The 14,965-nt window shown below is 54.0% G+C and carries 17 protein-coding genes; 1 reads left to right on the top strand and 16 read right to left on the bottom strand.

Going from position 1 to position 14,965, the window contains the following annotated elements; translation table 11 throughout:
* Positions 1-177: 177 nt before the first annotated feature.
* The 14 genes from cysM to rpoE form a co-directional block, all read right to left on the bottom strand.
* On the bottom strand, positions 178-1,077 hold the full coding sequence (cysM, locus tag ACEQ15_RS01045) for a cysteine synthase CysM (RefSeq protein WP_370277113.1): 900 nt from the start codon (positions 1,075-1,077) through the stop codon (positions 178-180).
* A 197-nt stretch (positions 1,078-1,274) separates the two neighbouring features.
* Entirely contained in the window at positions 1,275-1,694 is a 420-nt protein-coding gene (locus ACEQ15_RS01040; protein WP_370277112.1) for a universal stress protein, read from the bottom strand.
* A 115-nt stretch (positions 1,695-1,809) separates the two neighbouring features.
* Positions 1,810-2,187: a holo-ACP synthase gene (gene acpS, locus ACEQ15_RS01035; protein WP_370277111.1), complete on the bottom strand. Its 378-nt coding sequence runs from the start codon at positions 2,185-2,187 to the stop codon at positions 1,810-1,812.
* Positions 2,184-2,957 carry a pyridoxine 5'-phosphate synthase gene (gene pdxJ, locus ACEQ15_RS01030; protein ID WP_370277110.1) on the bottom strand — a complete coding sequence of 258 codons (774 nt, stop codon included), beginning with the start codon at positions 2,955-2,957 and terminating at the stop codon, positions 2,184-2,186. The genes acpS and pdxJ overlap by 4 nt, the downstream gene beginning before the upstream one ends.
* Positions 2,958-3,006: 49 nt before the next feature.
* The gene (gene recO, locus ACEQ15_RS01025) at positions 3,007-3,699 is read right to left on the bottom strand and encodes a DNA repair protein RecO (protein WP_370277109.1); all 693 of its coding nucleotides are present in this window, start codon (positions 3,697-3,699) and stop codon (positions 3,007-3,009) included.
* A complete protein-coding gene (era, locus tag ACEQ15_RS01020; RefSeq protein WP_370277108.1) occupies positions 3,699-4,640 on the bottom strand; it encodes a GTPase Era in 942 nt (313 codons plus the stop codon). The genes recO and era overlap by 1 nt, the downstream gene beginning before the upstream one ends.
* A complete protein-coding gene (gene rnc, locus ACEQ15_RS01015; RefSeq protein ID WP_370277107.1) occupies positions 4,640-5,323 on the bottom strand; it encodes a ribonuclease III in 684 nt (227 codons plus the stop codon). The genes era and rnc overlap by 1 nt, the downstream gene beginning before the upstream one ends.
* Complete coding sequence (locus tag ACEQ15_RS01010) at positions 5,320-5,697, bottom strand: DUF4845 domain-containing protein (protein WP_370277106.1); 378 nt, start codon at positions 5,695-5,697, stop codon at positions 5,320-5,322. The genes rnc and ACEQ15_RS01010 overlap by 4 nt, the downstream gene beginning before the upstream one ends.
* A gap of 14 nt (positions 5,698-5,711) precedes the next feature.
* Positions 5,712-6,524: a signal peptidase I gene (lepB, locus tag ACEQ15_RS01005; RefSeq protein WP_370277105.1), complete on the bottom strand. Its 813-nt coding sequence runs from the start codon at positions 6,522-6,524 to the stop codon at positions 5,712-5,714.
* Between the two features lie 9 nt (positions 6,525-6,533).
* Positions 6,534-8,333, bottom strand: coding sequence for a translation elongation factor 4 (lepA, locus tag ACEQ15_RS01000; protein WP_370277104.1), 1,800 nt, complete (start codon positions 8,331-8,333; stop codon positions 6,534-6,536).
* 132 nt (positions 8,334-8,465) lie between these two features.
* A complete protein-coding gene (locus ACEQ15_RS00995) occupies positions 8,466-9,884 on the bottom strand; it encodes a DegQ family serine endoprotease (RefSeq protein ID WP_370277102.1) in 1,419 nt (472 codons plus the stop codon).
* Positions 9,885-9,921: 37 nt separating this feature from the next.
* On the bottom strand, positions 9,922-10,356 hold the full coding sequence (locus ACEQ15_RS00990) for a SoxR reducing system RseC family protein (RefSeq protein ID WP_370277101.1): 435 nt from the start codon (positions 10,354-10,356) through the stop codon (positions 9,922-9,924).
* 3 nt (positions 10,357-10,359) lie between these two features.
* Positions 10,360-11,217 (bottom strand): MucB/RseB C-terminal domain-containing protein, encoded by an 858-nt coding sequence (locus ACEQ15_RS00985; RefSeq protein WP_370277100.1) that lies wholly within the window; start codon positions 11,215-11,217, stop codon positions 10,360-10,362.
* 40 nt (positions 11,218-11,257) lie between these two features.
* A complete protein-coding gene (rpoE, locus tag ACEQ15_RS00980; RefSeq protein ID WP_370277099.1) occupies positions 11,258-11,845 on the bottom strand; it encodes an RNA polymerase sigma factor RpoE in 588 nt (195 codons plus the stop codon).
* Positions 11,846-12,120: 275 nt separating this feature from the next.
* Here rpoE and nadB point away from each other — a divergent pair, with 275 nt between their 5' ends.
* Positions 12,121-13,719 carry an L-aspartate oxidase gene (gene nadB / locus ACEQ15_RS00975; protein WP_370277098.1) on the top strand — a complete coding sequence of 533 codons (1,599 nt, stop codon included), beginning with the start codon at positions 12,121-12,123 and terminating at the stop codon, positions 13,717-13,719.
* Between the two features lie 5 nt (positions 13,720-13,724).
* Here the strand turns inward: nadB and ACEQ15_RS00970 are convergent, their stop codons facing one another.
* On the bottom strand, positions 13,725-14,177 hold the full coding sequence (locus ACEQ15_RS00970) for a protein YgfX (RefSeq protein WP_370277097.1): 453 nt from the start codon (positions 14,175-14,177) through the stop codon (positions 13,725-13,727).
* Positions 14,161-14,415, bottom strand: coding sequence for a succinate dehydrogenase assembly factor 2 (locus ACEQ15_RS00965; protein WP_370277096.1), 255 nt, complete (start codon positions 14,413-14,415; stop codon positions 14,161-14,163). Before ACEQ15_RS00965 ends, ACEQ15_RS00970 begins: the two co-directional genes overlap by 17 nt.
* Positions 14,416-14,965 lie beyond the last annotated feature (550 nt).

Genomic DNA, 14,965 nt, shown 5'->3' with positions numbered 1-14,965 from the left:
ACGCATCATGCGGGTACTTCAGGTGAGTTTATTTGAGCGAAAACCACTGGTTGAGCTATTAAATCCAGAGCCACCAGATAAGCAAAAAAGGGATCCTCAACTGAGGATCCCTTTATGATCAAAAACTATGGGACAGCAGTGAGCCCAAGGCTCCCTTTCTCACTGATGTTTTGTGCGTTATTCCGCGTTAAAAACACCGGTTGAAAGGTAGCGATCGCCTCGGTCACAGATAATGCAGACGATTACTGCATTTTCAACCTGCTCGGCCAGACGCAATGCACCCGCCACAGCGCCACCGGAGGAAACGCCACAGAAAATCCCCTCTTCACGTGCCAGGGCACGCATGGTGTCTTCCGCTTCCTGCTGATTGATATCGATCACCTGATCCACACGGGAGGCGTCAAAGATTTTTGGCAGGTACTCCTGCGGCCAGCGGCGGATACCCGGAATCTGCGCACCTTCACACGGCTGCAGACCGACGATCTGTACGTCGCTGTTTTGCTCTTTCAGGAAACGGGAGGTGCCCATGATGGTACCGGTTGTGCCCATGGAGCTGACGAAGTGGGTAACGGTGCCCTGGGTCTGCTGCCAGATCTCCGGGCCGGTGCCACGGTAGTGTGCTTCCGGGTTGTCCAGATTGGCGAACTGGTCCAGCACCTTGCCTTTACCCTCTTCCTGCATCTGGTGTGCCAGGTCACGGGCGCCTTCCATGCCCTCTTCCTTGGTCACGGTGATCAGCTCGGCACCATACGCAGTCATAGACGCTTTGCGCTCGGCACTGCTGTTGTCCGGCATGATCAGGATCATCTTGTAACCTTTGATTGCCGCCGCCATCGCCAGCGCAATACCGGTGTTACCGGAGGTTGCTTCGATCAGCGTGTCACCCGGCTCGATCTTACCGCGCTCTTCCGCCAGCTGGATCATGCTGAGCGCCGGACGGTCCTTTACGGAACCGGCAGGATTGTTGCCCTCCAGCTTACAAAGGATGGTGTTGCCCCGTCCCTGGCCGATACGCTGCAGGCGTACCAGTGGTGTCTGGCCGACATAATCTTCAATGGTCGGAAATTCCACGCTCATAAATTCACCCGGGGGTTACAAGAATATAATTAAAACAACTAAAAAACGGGTTTTATATACCCTACAAGACAAGTCGGGATAATACCTTTGACGCCTGTAAAGCACAAGAAAAGTGCACGCCGATACCCAGGTGGCCCTATAGAAAGCGACCAACTGTGACCACGCCTGCTGCACAAGGTGTGAACGGGTGCTGCTTATTAACTCCGCGTCGGCACAATCAACACCGGACAGGATGTCTCGCGTGTAACCGCCTGGCTCACATCCCCCATCAGGGTGCCCACCAGTGCGCCGTGTCCGTGACTGCCCAAAATAATCAGGTCAGCCCCCAGCCGCTTCGCCTCCTCCAGAATCACCTTAGACGCCACGCCTTCCATCAGTAACGCATGGGTTTCGATCCCTTCATCTCTAAGGCCGGTCGCCAAGCGGTTCAGGGCCTGAGATTCATCGGCAAACTCCCGCCCCATCTCTTTCTTATCTTTGCTGCTGGTATCTTCGTTGGGGATGACCACATGGATCAGGTAGACAGTGCTGGCAAAGGCTTTTGCCATGCTGACGGCTTTTTCGTAAAGCAACCCGGTACTAGAGGAAAGATCCACCGGTAGAAGAATGGTGTTCATGACGTACCCCACTGAATCATTGCTTACCGGCAAGTAAATACTCACTGGCGCTTATTCTCAGTGTAGTTCAGGGGATCAAACGGTCATTCAGGAACTGAGCACAAGTTGCTCAGGATCAAGCGGTCTCGGCGACCACAAAGGCCACAACGTATTCCTGCTCGTCGCTGTAGGAGAGGTGCATGGCGGCGATACCACGCTCCTGCGCGCGCTCCAGGGCGGCGCCGTTGAGGGTGAGCAACGGTTTGCCCCAGTCATCGTGACTGGTTTCAAAGTGCTGCCAGCTGATGCCCCGACCAATACCGGTGCCCAGCGCTTTGACTGCAGCTTCCTTGGCAGCGAATCGCTTAGCCAGGAAAACCGTAGGTTGGCGGCTGACACGGAATTTCTCCAGCTCAGTCGGCGTCAGGATTCGCTCCGGCAGGCGCGGGGTGCGTGCCAGAGAGCGTTCGATCCGACTGATCTGAAGAATGTCCGTGCCGATGCCAAAGATCATTTACGGATCGCATCTCGCAAAGGCTGAACGCGGGCCTGGGTTTCCATCATCAGGCGGCGCATTTCAGCAATCGCTTCTTTCATACCGACAAACACAGCGCGGGCGATGATGCCGTGGCCGATGTTCAGTTCGTTCAGTTCCGGAATCTCAGCGATCTGTTCCACATTGTGGTAATGAAGGCCATGACCGGCATTCACAATCACACCTTTCTGGAAGGCGTAGGCTGCGGCTTCACGGATACGTTTCAGCTCTTCTGCCTGTTCGGCTGCGGTTTCAGCATCAGCGTAACCACCGGTGTGCAGTTCGATCACGGGGGCACCACAACGGATCGTCGCGTCAATCTGGGCCGGTTCCGGGTCGATAAACAGGGACACTTCCACACCCGCTGCACTCAGGCGGTCACAGGCTTCCTTGATACGCGCTTCCTGACCCACCACGTCCAGGCCACCTTCAGTGGTCAGCTCTTCACGCTTCTCCGGTACCAGGCAGGCGTGCGCAGGTTTAACCTTCTCGGCGATGCTGATCATCTCATCGGTCACCGCCATCTCGAAGTTCATGCGGGTCTGCAGAGTTTCCGCCAGCATATAGATGTCGCGGTCCTGGATGTGACGACGGTCTTCACGCAGGTGAACGGTAATACCGTCGGCACCGGCCTCTTCTGCCAGCGCAGCAGCCTGCACAGGATCCGGGTAACGGGTGCCACGCGCCTGACGCAGCGTAGCCACATGGTCGATATTTACACCCAGCAACAGACGGCTTGGTTCAATCACAGCGAACTCCTTAATTTGGTTGCCCCGGACCTATTTGTGTCCGGTGGTATCAGCGTTTCTGGAACAACTCGCGACTGCGCAGTGGTTTATCACCCAGCAACTGGTCGATCAGCAGGCGCATCAGACGCTTGGCGGCCTGACGGACCACCCGCTGATCGTAGCTATCCTGCTCTATCGCCTGCAGATGTCGTCCATAGAAACACCGCATTCTATTCTGATCTGTCGGTTGTGCAATACGCTGCACACCCTGCCCTGGTTCATAGACGTAGATCCCATCGGGCTCGAGGCCAGTCAGATCCGGTGCATGGCCCAGCTCCATCATCAGGCGACGCTCAAAGGTGCGCAACGCACCCTCGATATCCTCGCCACTGCGCAGCTCGTTGATCACATACTGATAATAGACGTAGAGGTGGGGATGCGGATCCAGCGGTTGCAGCAGACGCTCCAGCAGCTCGTTCACATAGAGCCCACACATCAGGGCATTGCCGGTCAAAAACGGATTGGCGTCCACCGGCTCGGCCAGGGTCAGGTTCTTCAGATCCTGACGGCCCCGCCAGCCGATCTGCAACGGCAGAAAGGGTTGAATAACAGGACGTAACTTAGAGTTGGGGCGTTTGGCGCCGCGGACCACAGCACTGACTTTGCCATGTTCCAGGGTAAAGAAATCGACCAGCAGACTGGTATCGCGGTAAGGCCGTCCATGCAGCACATAGGCGGCCTGACCATCAACGACGTACTCCATCAATCTTTGTCGTTATACCCGAGACTGCGCAGGGCACGTTCGTCGTCAGCCCAACCACGACGGACTTTCACCCACAGGTTGAGCATGATCTTGCTGTCGAAGGCACGTTCCATATCCAGACGGGCATCACGGCCGATGGTTTTCAGACGGCTACCCTTATCACCGATAACGATTCGTTTCTGACCATCACGCTCCACCAGGATCAGTGCACTGATGGTGGTCAGCTTCTTCTGCTCGTCGTATTTGAACTCTTCGATCTCCACGGTGGTACCGTACGGCACTTCATCACCGAGGTTGCGCATCAGCTTTTCACGCACCAGCTCAGCCGCCAGGAAGCGGGAGCTCTTGTCGGTCACCTGATCTTCCGGGAAGTAGTGCATACCCTTCGGCATGTGGGATGCAATGATCTTCTCCAGCTGCTCAACGTTGTGACCGTCGGTAGCTGACATCGGCATGATCTCCGCGAACTCCATCTTCTCAGACAGGGCCTGCAGATGTGGCAACAGAGAGTTCTTATCACTCAGGCTGTCGATCTTGTTTACCACCAGGATGACCGGGCAACGGGCACGCTCCAGCTTCTCCAGCACCAGTTGGTCCTCTTCGGTCCAGGCGGTACGGTCAACCATGAACACCACCAGGTCCACGTCACGCAGGGCGTCGGACGCGGCCTTGTTCATGTAGCGGTTCAGCGCTTTTTTACCGTCGTCTTTGTGTAATCCCGGGGTGTCGACGTAGATCACCTGCAGATCACCTTCAGTCTTGATACCCATAATCTGGTGACGGGTGGTCTGCGGCTTTTTCGAAGTGATACTCAGTTTCTGACCCAGAATGTGGTTCATCAGGGTTGATTTGCCCATGTTCGGGCGACCGACGATGGCAACGAAGCCACAACGCTGGTCAGGATTCTGCGGTTCCAGCAGATAGGAAAGATCTTCGCCCATCAGGACTTCTCCACCTGTAGTTGTTCAATGGCTGCCCGTGCGGCTTCCTGCTCGGCCTGGCGGCGGCTGCTGCCAGTACCGTGGGTTGGCGCCTCCAGCATTTCCACATGGCAGAGGATATAAAAGGTCTGATCGTGGGCTTCGCCCTCGACTTTCACCAGTTCGTACTTCGGCAATGCAATACGACGTGACTGCAGGAACTCCTGCAGACGTGTTTTCGAGTCTTTCTGGCTCTGCTTGAGGTTGATCTTTTCCAGACGCTCGCTGTACCAGCGCAGGATAAATCCGCGCACGGTTTCCATGTCGCTGTCCAGGTAGATCGCACCGATGACCGCCTCTACGGAATCGGCCAGGATGGAATCACGGCGGAAGCCGCCGCTCTTCAGCTCACCGGAGCCCAGACGCAGATAGTCACCAAAGCCCAGTTCACGGGCAATTTCGGCCAGGGTTTCACCTTTTACCTGTCCGGCACGCAAACGGCTCAGCTCGCCTTCACGGGCTTGCGGAAAGCGGTCATACAGGTCTTCGGCGATAACGAAGTTAAGGATAGAGTCGCCCAGGAACTCCAGGCGTTCGTTGTTGCGCTTGCCACAGCTGCGGTGGGTCAGCGCAAGTTCGAGCAAGCTGGCGTCCGAAAACTCATAGCCCAGCTTGCGCATCAATTCAGTAATAGGTTTGATCAAGGTTTTACAGCTTCGTATTGCTTATTGAACGAGACAACGGCGTCTACGTTAAAGAACATTGGCACCCGTACTTCGTAATCAAGGTCGAAGTAGACGATGCCCCTCTCCTGCCGGATCACCAGTGAATCCTTTTCTGGCAGTTTGACCTGATTGATACGGAATTTTTTCTGCACATCCTGGCGCAGCCGTATCAGCGGTTTGGAGAGTTCACCCTGGTCAGTACTGACATCCGTGAGCACCGAATCAACCAGCTTGTAATCAAAATACGCGGGATACAGCTTAAAGCCTACGGAAAAGAATACACCGCCAATGATCAGGATGATCATGATGGAGAGCAGAGAAGCACCTGTTTGTCGGTCACGCATCTTACTCATCCCATCCTCCTTGTTTATTTAATCTGTCGGGCGTCCCCGAAATCAGGGATGCTGAACAGTGTAGGCCAGTGCATCCAAACCGCAAACGCTTTACCGACCAGCAGGTCGTCAGCGACAAAGCCCCAGTAGCGGCTGTCGTTGCTGTTGTCACGGTTATCACCCACCATGAAGTAGTGTCCTTCTGGCACTACCCACTCCCCAACAATACCTCTGCGGTAAACGTCACGGAAAATCTGATGCTGGACGCCATCCAGGTTTTCTTCCATCACCAGACGCTCTGGACGGGACGGTGGCAGCTTGACCAGCAACTCCTGAGACTGCGGGACACCATTTACGTACAGGACTTTGTCGACGTACTTGATGCGGTCACCCGGCAGGCCCACAACCCTTTTAATATAGTTAACGTTCGGCTGTTTCGGGTAACGGAACACGGCAACATCACCACGCTGCGGGCTATTCAGCTCCAGCACCTTGGTATTGGTGACCGGCAGTCGAATCCCGTAGTGGTATTTGTTGACCAGAATAAAGTCACCGATCTGCAGGGTAGGCAGCATGGATCCGGACGGGATCTGGAACGGCTCCACCAGGAACGAACGCAGCACCAGTACCACAAAAAGGACCGGGAACATGGAACGCCCGGTATCCACCCAACCTGGCTCATGGTTGATTTTGGCTACCACTTCTTCCGGCAGCGGCCCGCTTGCCTGAGCTTCCGCACTCTCCAGGCATGCGCGACGCTTCGGCGCCAGTACCGCTTTATCGTAAAACCAGACGACACCACAGATTGCTGTGGCCAGCACCAGCAGCAGCGCAAAATCGAATTGCATGAGAAACCCTTAGTTGTCCACTTTCAGCACAGCAAGGAACGCATCCTGTGGGATCTCTACACTACCCACCTGCTTCATGCGCTTCTTACCTTCCTTCTGTTTCGCCAGCAGTTTCTTCTTACGGCTGACGTCACCACCGTAACATTTTGCCAGTACGTTCTTACGCAGGGCTTTTACGGTGGTACGGGCGATGATCTTACCACCCAGCGCGGCCTGAATAGCCACATCAAACATCTGACGTGGAATCAGCTCTTTCATCTTTTCACAGAGCTGGCGGCCACGGTACTGTGCGTTATCACGGTGCAGGATGACAGCCAGTGCGTCCACTTTGTCACCGTTGATCAGAATATCCATACGTACCAGCTTGGCTGGTTCGAAGCGGACAAAGTTGTACTCCAGGGATGCATAACCACGGCTCACGGACTTCAGACGGTCGAAGAAATCCAGCACCACCTCTGCCATCGGCAGCTCGTAGCTGAGCTGAATCTGGTTACCCACGTACTGCATGTTCTTCTGGATACCACGTTTATCCACACAGAGGCTGATTACCGGTCCCAGGTAGTCCTGCGGCACCAGGATGTTGGCCTCTACGATCGGCTCACGCATCTCTTGAATAGAGCCCGGGTCCGGCAGTTTGGAGGGGCTATCAATGTGTACGATATCGCCGTTCTGCAGCGCAATCTCGTAGACTACGGTCGGTGCGGTGGTCACCAGATCCAGGTTGTACTCACGTTCCAGACGCTCCTGGATGATCTCCATGTGCAACATCCCCAGGAAGCCACAGCGGAAACCAAAACCCAGTGCATCAGAAGTCTCCGGCTCGAAGAACAGGGAGGCGTCGTTCAGCGTCAGCTTGTCGAGCGCTTCACGGAAATCTTCGTAGTCGTCGGAGCTGGTTGGGAACAGACCGGCGTAGACCTGTGGCTGCACTTTCTGGAAACCCGGCAGCACGTCAACGTCCGGGGTTTTATTGTGAGTCAGGGTATCACCCACCGGCGCACCGTGGATGTCTTTAATGCCCGCTACGACGAAACCTACCTCACCCGCTTTCAGGATGCCGGTTTCGTTACGTTTTGGTGTGAACGTACCCACGGAGTCAACACTGTAGGACTGCCCAGTGGATTTCACCAGAATCTTGTCTTTCTTGCGCAAGGTGCCGTGCACCACGCGGACCAGAGACACAACACCCAGGTAGTTATCGAACCAGGAGTCGATGATCAGCGCCTGCAGGTCACCATCCACGTCACCCTCTGGCGGTGGTACGGTTGCAACCAGGGCTTCCAGCACGTCTTCGACACCCATACCGCTTTTCGCGGAACAGGCCACTGCGTCGGTCGCATCGATACCGATCACTTCTTCAATTTCAACGCGTACACGATCAGGATCGGCCTGTGGCAGATCCATCTTGTTCAGGATCGGCAGTACTTCCAGTCCCTGTTCGATCGCTGTGTAGCAGTTCGCAACTGACTGTGCTTCCACACCCTGCGCCGCATCCACAACCAGCAGAGCACCTTCACAGGCCGCCAGAGAACGAGATACTTCATAGGAGAAGTCCACGTGTCCCGGGGTATCGATGAAGTTCAGCTGATAGGTTTTTCCATCCTTCGCTTTGTAATCCAGCGTTACGCTCTGTGCTTTGATCGTAATGCCGCGCTCACGCTCCAGGTCCATAGAGTCGAGGACCTGAGCGGCCATCTCACGGTCGGACAGACCTCCACAGGTCTGGATAAAACGGTCGGCCAGGGTGGATTTACCGTGGTCGATATGGGCGATGATGGAAAAATTTCGAATGTGATCGAGGTTGCTCACGTGTTGGCTACCATTGCTGTTCAGAATCGCTTGAAAGGCGGCAAGTTTACCGTATTTACCGCATTGCGGCCATTACTCTTCACAAACTCAAAAGGGGGCTAATCGCCCCCTTTTTCGTAGTACCAGATCCCTTTATTTGCTGCTGAGTTTCAGCGGTATAAAGAGCGGGCTGCCGCGGCGTACTATGCGCATCGGTACGGCTCGGTCACTTGGCAGATTGCGGGCAGCTTCTTCAAAGTCTGCAACCGATCCAATCTGCTCCCGATTCAGCATGGTGATCACATCACCCACCATCAGACCAGCGTCCGCACCCGGCCCCTGCATCACACGACGGACAACTACGCCATTGTTCAGGTTCCATTTGCTCTTACGGTTGTCATCCAGCTCGGAGACCACCAGATTGAGCGGGTTGGACTGATCGCGCTCTTTCTTGGTGCTACCGGCGCTTGCGAGCTCTTTCTCAGTAGGCAGCTCACCAATCGTCACCCAAATATTGCGGCGTTCACCGGCGCGCATTACGCTCACCTTAGCCTTGGCGCCAGGCTTCACACGACCTACCTGATGAGGCAGATCCGAGGACAGGATCACCGGTGCGTTATTGAACTTCAGGATCACGTCGCCTTCCTGTAGACCGGCATCCTGAGCCGGGCTGTCCGGCAGAACTTTGGCAACCAGCGCACCAGCTGGCTTGTCCAAGCCGAAGGATTCAGCCAGATCCTTGTTGACCTCCTGAATGATCACACCCAACCAACCACGGGTCACGAACCCCTTCTCTTTCAGTTGATTGGCCACTTCCATCGCCACATCGATCGGGATCGCAAACGACAATCCCATAAAACCACCGGAACGGGTGTAGATTTGGGAGTTCACACCCACCACTTCACCGTCCAGGTTAAACAGCGGGCCACCGGAGTTACCCGGGTTAATCGCTACGTCGGTCTGGATAAACGGCACGTAGGTTTCGTTTGCAAGTGCACGTTCTTTGGCGCTGACGATACCCGCAGTCACGCTGTAGTCGAAACCAAACGGTGAACCGATCGCCAGTACCCACTCGCCCACTTCGATCTTGTCGGAATCACCCAGCTTAACGGTTGGCAGGTCTTCCGCATCAATCTTAAGCAGCGCGACGTCAGCACGCTTGTCCGAACCAACCACTTCCGCTTCCAGCTCACGTCGGTCGTTTAGACGTACGATGACCTTGTCAGCGCCATCGACGACATGGTGATTGGTGAGGATGTAACCGTCATCACTGATGATAAATCCGGAGCCCAACGATTGAGGGGATCGACGGCGCGGTCCCTTGTCCAACTCAGGCATCTGGAAGAAGTGACGGAAAATCTCTGGAATCTCTTCCCCGTTCGGCCCACGGAACTGCCCAAGAGGGTTCTGGTCATCGCCACCACCCGCGCTCTGAACCGTACTAATGTTAACCACGGCGGGGGAAGTTTCTTTTACCAGTTCTTTAAAGTCAGGCAGGCTGGCGGCGTTCGCCAGTGTTGTCCAGAGTAACGCAACAACAGAAATAAGGAATATCCGAGCAGAATGCACCATAACAATAACCTTTCCTAATAATATTGCCGAGGTAGGGTCAGATAACTTTCAGCAGCACCGGGTGGTACTTGCATGATGTCATGTAGGTACGGCTGATAAAGCGAACAATAACCAAACCGATCCCCAATCCTGCAAGACCCGATCCGATGACCGCAGGCTCACTCAATCCCAGAGTACTGGCGATCGCAGCACCCAAAAACAGTGCAAGCAAAGGAAGAAGATAGATAAGCAGCGAGATACGCATAAACGCATTCTCGCCGATACCAATTACAACATTGTCTTCAGCCGCAACGTGGAGGTGGCTCGGATTATCCACACAGATTACCGAGCGCTTACCCTGGCCTACGGAGGCCAGCAATTTCTGGCCACATCCGTTACGGGCACTACATGACGCGCAGGCACTTTGCTTGATGGTTTCTACCCAGACCCCATCATCATCGACGTCCACTACGCGCCCTGTTTCTTCGAGCATAATTTACAGTCGCTTAGGTGTTACAGAGGAAGCGATTCGCTCCGCAATCATCAAAGGCACATCGCCAACAACAGTCACAAAGTGGCTGTCCATACGTTTGGCAACAGCAACCATTTCATCGGACTGCGCCACACCCTGAGGCACAGACTCACGTCCGAGCGTTTCGATACATACGGAGAACGAGTTACGTCCGTTGGAGAACACCATCACTTCCGCATCCGGCATCACTTCGTGACGCACATTGCTGAAACCTTGTGGTAGCCAATCTGCTTTCCACTCAGGCTGCTGTGCAGTAAGCAGGTGATTGTGCTGATTGATGTAGCGGGACAAGCCCTGAGACAACCGAATCACCTCAGGCTCGGTAGCCTCACCACTGCTGGTCAGCGCTACACGGTTACCCAGTTGAGCGCGCACATAGTTGCCGGAATTCACCGCACCTGGCAGTACGTACTCAGGACGGTTGTCAGCCAATACCGGTGCTGGTGTCGACGCCACCGGCGCACCACCAAAATTCTGCGCACCAAAAATAACCACTGCGGTCACAGACGCTGCAACAGCCATACTGGTGAGTGGTTTCCAGAACATCTCACTTGCTCTGGAGGTTTTCTGTTCAGATGCAGGTACTTCGCTATTTGTGAGTGGCTCTTCATCATCCAGTGCGGACATTACCGAACCGCTGATGTCGATATCCACAGCCGCAACCGCTTCGCCTTTCATCACCGAGCGTGCGACATGGTATCTGCGCCAACGCTCCGATGCTTCAGAATCCTCAGCGATTTTGTCCAGCGAGCGACGTAATTCAAACTCCGCCACCTCACCGTCCATCAATGCGGACACTGATTCGATGGATCGATCAGTCATAAACCCTACCTCAAACTTTCCTAGTCTCTACCCCGATAACCTAGTTAGCCATTAATGGCACGATCTCCTTATCAATTGCCTCACGGGCACGGAAGATGCGAGATCTCACCGTTCCAACCGGGCAATCCATAACGCTGGCGATGTCCTCATAGCTGAGCCCCTCAAACTCACGCAGAGTCAACGCCACGCGCAGATCCTCTGGCAGACGATCCAGTGCTTTTTTGACGACGCGTTCAAGCTCATCACGATAAAGCTGATTCTCAGGGTTCTCAATGTCCTTCAAATCATTTGCACCTTCAAAGTGATGTGCGTCTTCAACATCAACGTCCACATCGGGAGGACGTCGTCCCTTGGCTACCAGATGATTTTTCGCCGTATTGATCGCGATGCGATACAACCAAGTGTAAAACGCACTGTCACCACGAAACTTCGGCAAAGCTCTGTAAGCTTTGATGAAGGCTTCCTGTGCGACATCCAGCGCTTCATGCTGGTCATATACATATCGGCCGATCAGCCCAACAATTTTGTGCTGATACTTTTTTACCAATAGGTCGAAAGCTCTTTTATCACCGGCCTGCACTCGGGCTACAAGCTGTTGATCTAATTCTGCCTGGCTTTCGTTCGACACTCTCGGTCCTTTTATTTGCTAATTTTTTTCCTTGGGATGAGGCTTAATGTAGCCTGTTCTCAGGGCTACTTGCACTTAAAAGTATTTTTTACCTACTACTTCATTGCAACCTCATATCCTACGAGCGTCTCGAACTACACTCTATGAACACCTCAGAAAAAGTTAGTTCCCGCTATCGTTAAAAAAATTGAAATCGGCGGAAAATCCCCAATTATCAAAGATTCAGGCATAATTGAAACCAAACTGTTACATACAACGAAGGAACTATTCCGGGAATGGCTATTACTCACCATTACGATGTACTGATTATTGGTAGCGGCGCTGCCGGGTTAACGCTTGCACTGCATCTGGCCCCGGAGATCAAAGTAGCGGTTTTGAGCAAAGGTGATCTGAAAAGCGGCTCCACCTGGCTTGCTCAGGGTGGCATTGCCGCTGTACTCGATGATCAGGATGGTGAAGATAAACACGCCGAAGATACCATGGTCGCCGGCTCCTGGCTTAGCCATAAGGATGCAGTCGATTTTACTGTCCAGCATGGCAAGGAGAGCATCGAGTGGCTGATCAACCAGGGTGTGCCTTTTACCAAAAATGACGGCGAACACCACCTCACCAAGGAAGGCGGTCACTCTCATCGCCGTATTATTCATGCCGCCGATGCTACCGGTAAAGCCGTGCAGCGCACACTGATTGAGAAAGCAATCAATACGGATAACATCGACCTGTTCGAACACTACACCGCTGTCGATCTGGTCACCCGCAGCAAACTGCGTCTGCCCGGCAATCGATGCATCGGCGCCTACGCATTGAACTGCGCCAGCGGCCATGTAGAAGTCTTTAACGCACGGACCGTTGTATTGGCAACCGGTGGGGCCTCCAAGACATACCTTTACACCAGCAATCCGGACGGCTCAACGGGTGATGGTATCGCTATGGCCTGGCGTGCCGGTTGTCGCGTCGCCAACATGGAGTTCAATCAGTTCCATCCGACCTGCCTGTATCATCCACAGGCTAAATCGTTCCTGATTACCGAAGCGGTCCGGGGGGAAGGCGGTAAGCTGTTGTTGCCAAACGGCAAACGCTTTATGCACCGTTTTGATTCCCGCGGCGAGCTGGCACCACGTGACATCGTTGCGCGCGCCATCGACCATGAGATGAAACGCCTGGGTGCGGACTGCCTGTTTCTGGATATTTCTCATAAACCAGAAGAGTTCATCCGTAGCCACTTCCCAACCATCTACAAGCGTTGCATGAAACTGGGGATCGATATCACCAAGGAACCGATCCCAGTGGTACCCGCAGCCCACTACACCTGCGGTGGTGTAATGACGGATGAAGCCGGGATGACGGATCTGCCGGGCTTGTACGCCATCGGCGAAACTGCCTTTACCGGCCTGCACGGTGCAAACCGTCTGGCAAGCAACTCGCTGTTGGAATGTCTGGTATATGCGCGTTCAGCATCTCAGCATATCGCTGACGAACTGCGTACACCGGCAGAAGATGTTCATATTCCCGAATGGGATGAAAGCCAGGTAACCGACTCCGACGAAGACGTTATCATCTCACACAACTGGGATGAGCTACGTCGCTTTATGTGGGACTACGTTGGTATCGTGCGTACGAATAAACGCCTGCAGCGCGCGAAACACCGTGTCGACCTGCTGCTACAGGAAATCAGCGAGTACTACAGCAATTACAAGATCGGTAAAGACCTGTTGGAGCTGCGTAACCTTGCCGTTGTAGCAGACCTGATCATCCGCTCTGCGATGTTACGTCAGGAGAGCCGTGGTCTGAACTACACCCTGGATTACCCTGACGAGGCGCCTGAAGCACTCGATACCATTCTCACCCCCGTTAACTTTCAGTGGCGCCAGTAAATAAGCTAGCTCGCTTGCTCTGCGTCGGGGTCTTTCACATAGGCCCCATGCAGGGCAAATACCTTTAAGCGACGAAAATCATCGCTACTCAGCGCATCAAAGAACACAACCACGTAGCGCGTAAATCGACGCCCCTCTACGCGAAATCCCAACACGACTGCGTAAGGCAAAACAACTGCACTCACCACCTTATTCACCGCACACCATTCCCCACCGTCTTTTACCGAGATCTGTTTTCGCGCGCCGTTGAAGCGCATGCCGGTGATGCCTTTTATGCTATCCACGTAACGATGGAGATACCAGGCTAATGACACCAATACGATGATAGACAGGATGGAAGCGATGGTAATGTCGAGCGCTGCGACGTAGAGGCAATACAGAGAAAGGAGGTGGCTCCCCAATATAAGAACAATTAGGGAGCGAGAGCGTTTGAAGCTAAACTCAATCGGGCTGAACACGGTCCAGAATGATACGTACGATGCGCTTGATATCCGGATCAGTTGGCTCTTCACGTTCCATCAGCCAGACAAACAGGTCTTGGTCTTCACAAGCCAGCAGATTTACAAACCGCTCCTGGTCGTCTTCAGGCAGATCACGGAATGCCTCATTCACAAACGGAACAAACAGTACATCCAGTTCCAGCATGCCCCGACGGCTCTGCCAGGCGAGACGACGGATATCTTCTTCGCTATACATTTACACTAACCTTCCTACATCAGCAGTTACATCAAAGGTCGATCCAGACAAACAATGCCAACAGATGCGACACAGGTAAATGACGATTGTCATGCAGTGACAGATAAACCTTTGTCCCACACCGCAGCGCGCAGTTTAACAGATTTTGGAAAGTGATTGGTCTGTTGTGAGGCGCTCCTGTAATCGACCTTTGTTTTATCCACAGCAGCTTTTGTAGGTTGGCCAACGCGCAGCGTTGCCCAACAGCCTTTAGATTGAAGCGCTTAGGATCGTTGAGCAGTGCTGGGCATCGCTCAAGCGATGGCCAACCTACAGGCTATGAGCTGAGCCTGGAGGTGTTTGGGCCGTAGGATGTAGGGCAGCTTTTAAGCTGCCGGCACCCTAATCACCTTCGATGACGACGAGGGGGGCCCTACAGGACTCGAGAAGAATATTCGTACACGCACGTTTCCCTCGGGCAGAAACGAAAAAACCCAGCTCAATGAGCTGGGTTTTCTCTAAATAGGTGCTTGGCGATGACCTACTCTCACATGGGGAATCCCCACACTAC

Origin of the sequence: Pontibacterium sp., assembly GCF_964228735.1 — a bacterium.
Taxonomy (GTDB): domain Bacteria; phylum Pseudomonadota; class Gammaproteobacteria; order Pseudomonadales; family Balneatricaceae; genus Pontibacterium.
This window is presented reverse-complemented; position numbering and strand designations above follow the sequence as displayed.

What these genes read in the sequence shown, in the direction of transcription:
- recO (WP_370277109.1), bottom strand. Translation starts at nt 3,699, where the DNA reads ATGGAGTACGTCGTTGATGGTCAGGCCGCCTATGTGCTGCATGGACGG.
- ACEQ15_RS00965 (WP_370277096.1), bottom strand. Translation starts at nt 14,415, where the DNA reads ATGTATAGCGAAGAAGATATCCGTCGTCTCGCCTGGCAGAGCCGTCGG.
- ACEQ15_RS01010 (WP_370277106.1), bottom strand. Translation starts at nt 5,697, where the DNA reads ATGAGTAAGATGCGTGACCGACAAACAGGTGCTTCTCTGCTCTCCATC.
- cysM (WP_370277113.1), bottom strand. Translation starts at nt 1,077, where the DNA reads ATGAGCGTGGAATTTCCGACCATTGAAGATTATGTCGGCCAGACACCA.
- acpS (WP_370277111.1), bottom strand. Translation starts at nt 2,187, where the DNA reads ATGATCTTTGGCATCGGCACGGACATTCTTCAGATCAGTCGGATCGAA.
- ACEQ15_RS00995 (WP_370277102.1), bottom strand. Translation starts at nt 9,884, where the DNA reads ATGGTGCATTCTGCTCGGATATTCCTTATTTCTGTTGTTGCGTTACTC.
- era (WP_370277108.1), bottom strand. Translation starts at nt 4,640, where the DNA reads ATGGGCGAAGATCTTTCCTATCTGCTGGAACCGCAGAATCCTGACCAG.
- ACEQ15_RS01040 (WP_370277112.1), bottom strand. Translation starts at nt 1,694, where the DNA reads ATGAACACCATTCTTCTACCGGTGGATCTTTCCTCTAGTACCGGGTTG.
- nadB (WP_370277098.1), top strand. Translation starts at nt 12,121, where the DNA reads ATGGCTATTACTCACCATTACGATGTACTGATTATTGGTAGCGGCGCT.
- ACEQ15_RS00985 (WP_370277100.1), bottom strand. Translation starts at nt 11,217, where the DNA reads ATGACTGATCGATCCATCGAATCAGTGTCCGCATTGATGGACGGTGAG.
- lepB (WP_370277105.1), bottom strand. Translation starts at nt 6,524, where the DNA reads ATGCAATTCGATTTTGCGCTGCTGCTGGTGCTGGCCACAGCAATCTGT.
- ACEQ15_RS00990 (WP_370277101.1), bottom strand. Translation starts at nt 10,356, where the DNA reads ATGCTCGAAGAAACAGGGCGCGTAGTGGACGTCGATGATGATGGGGTC.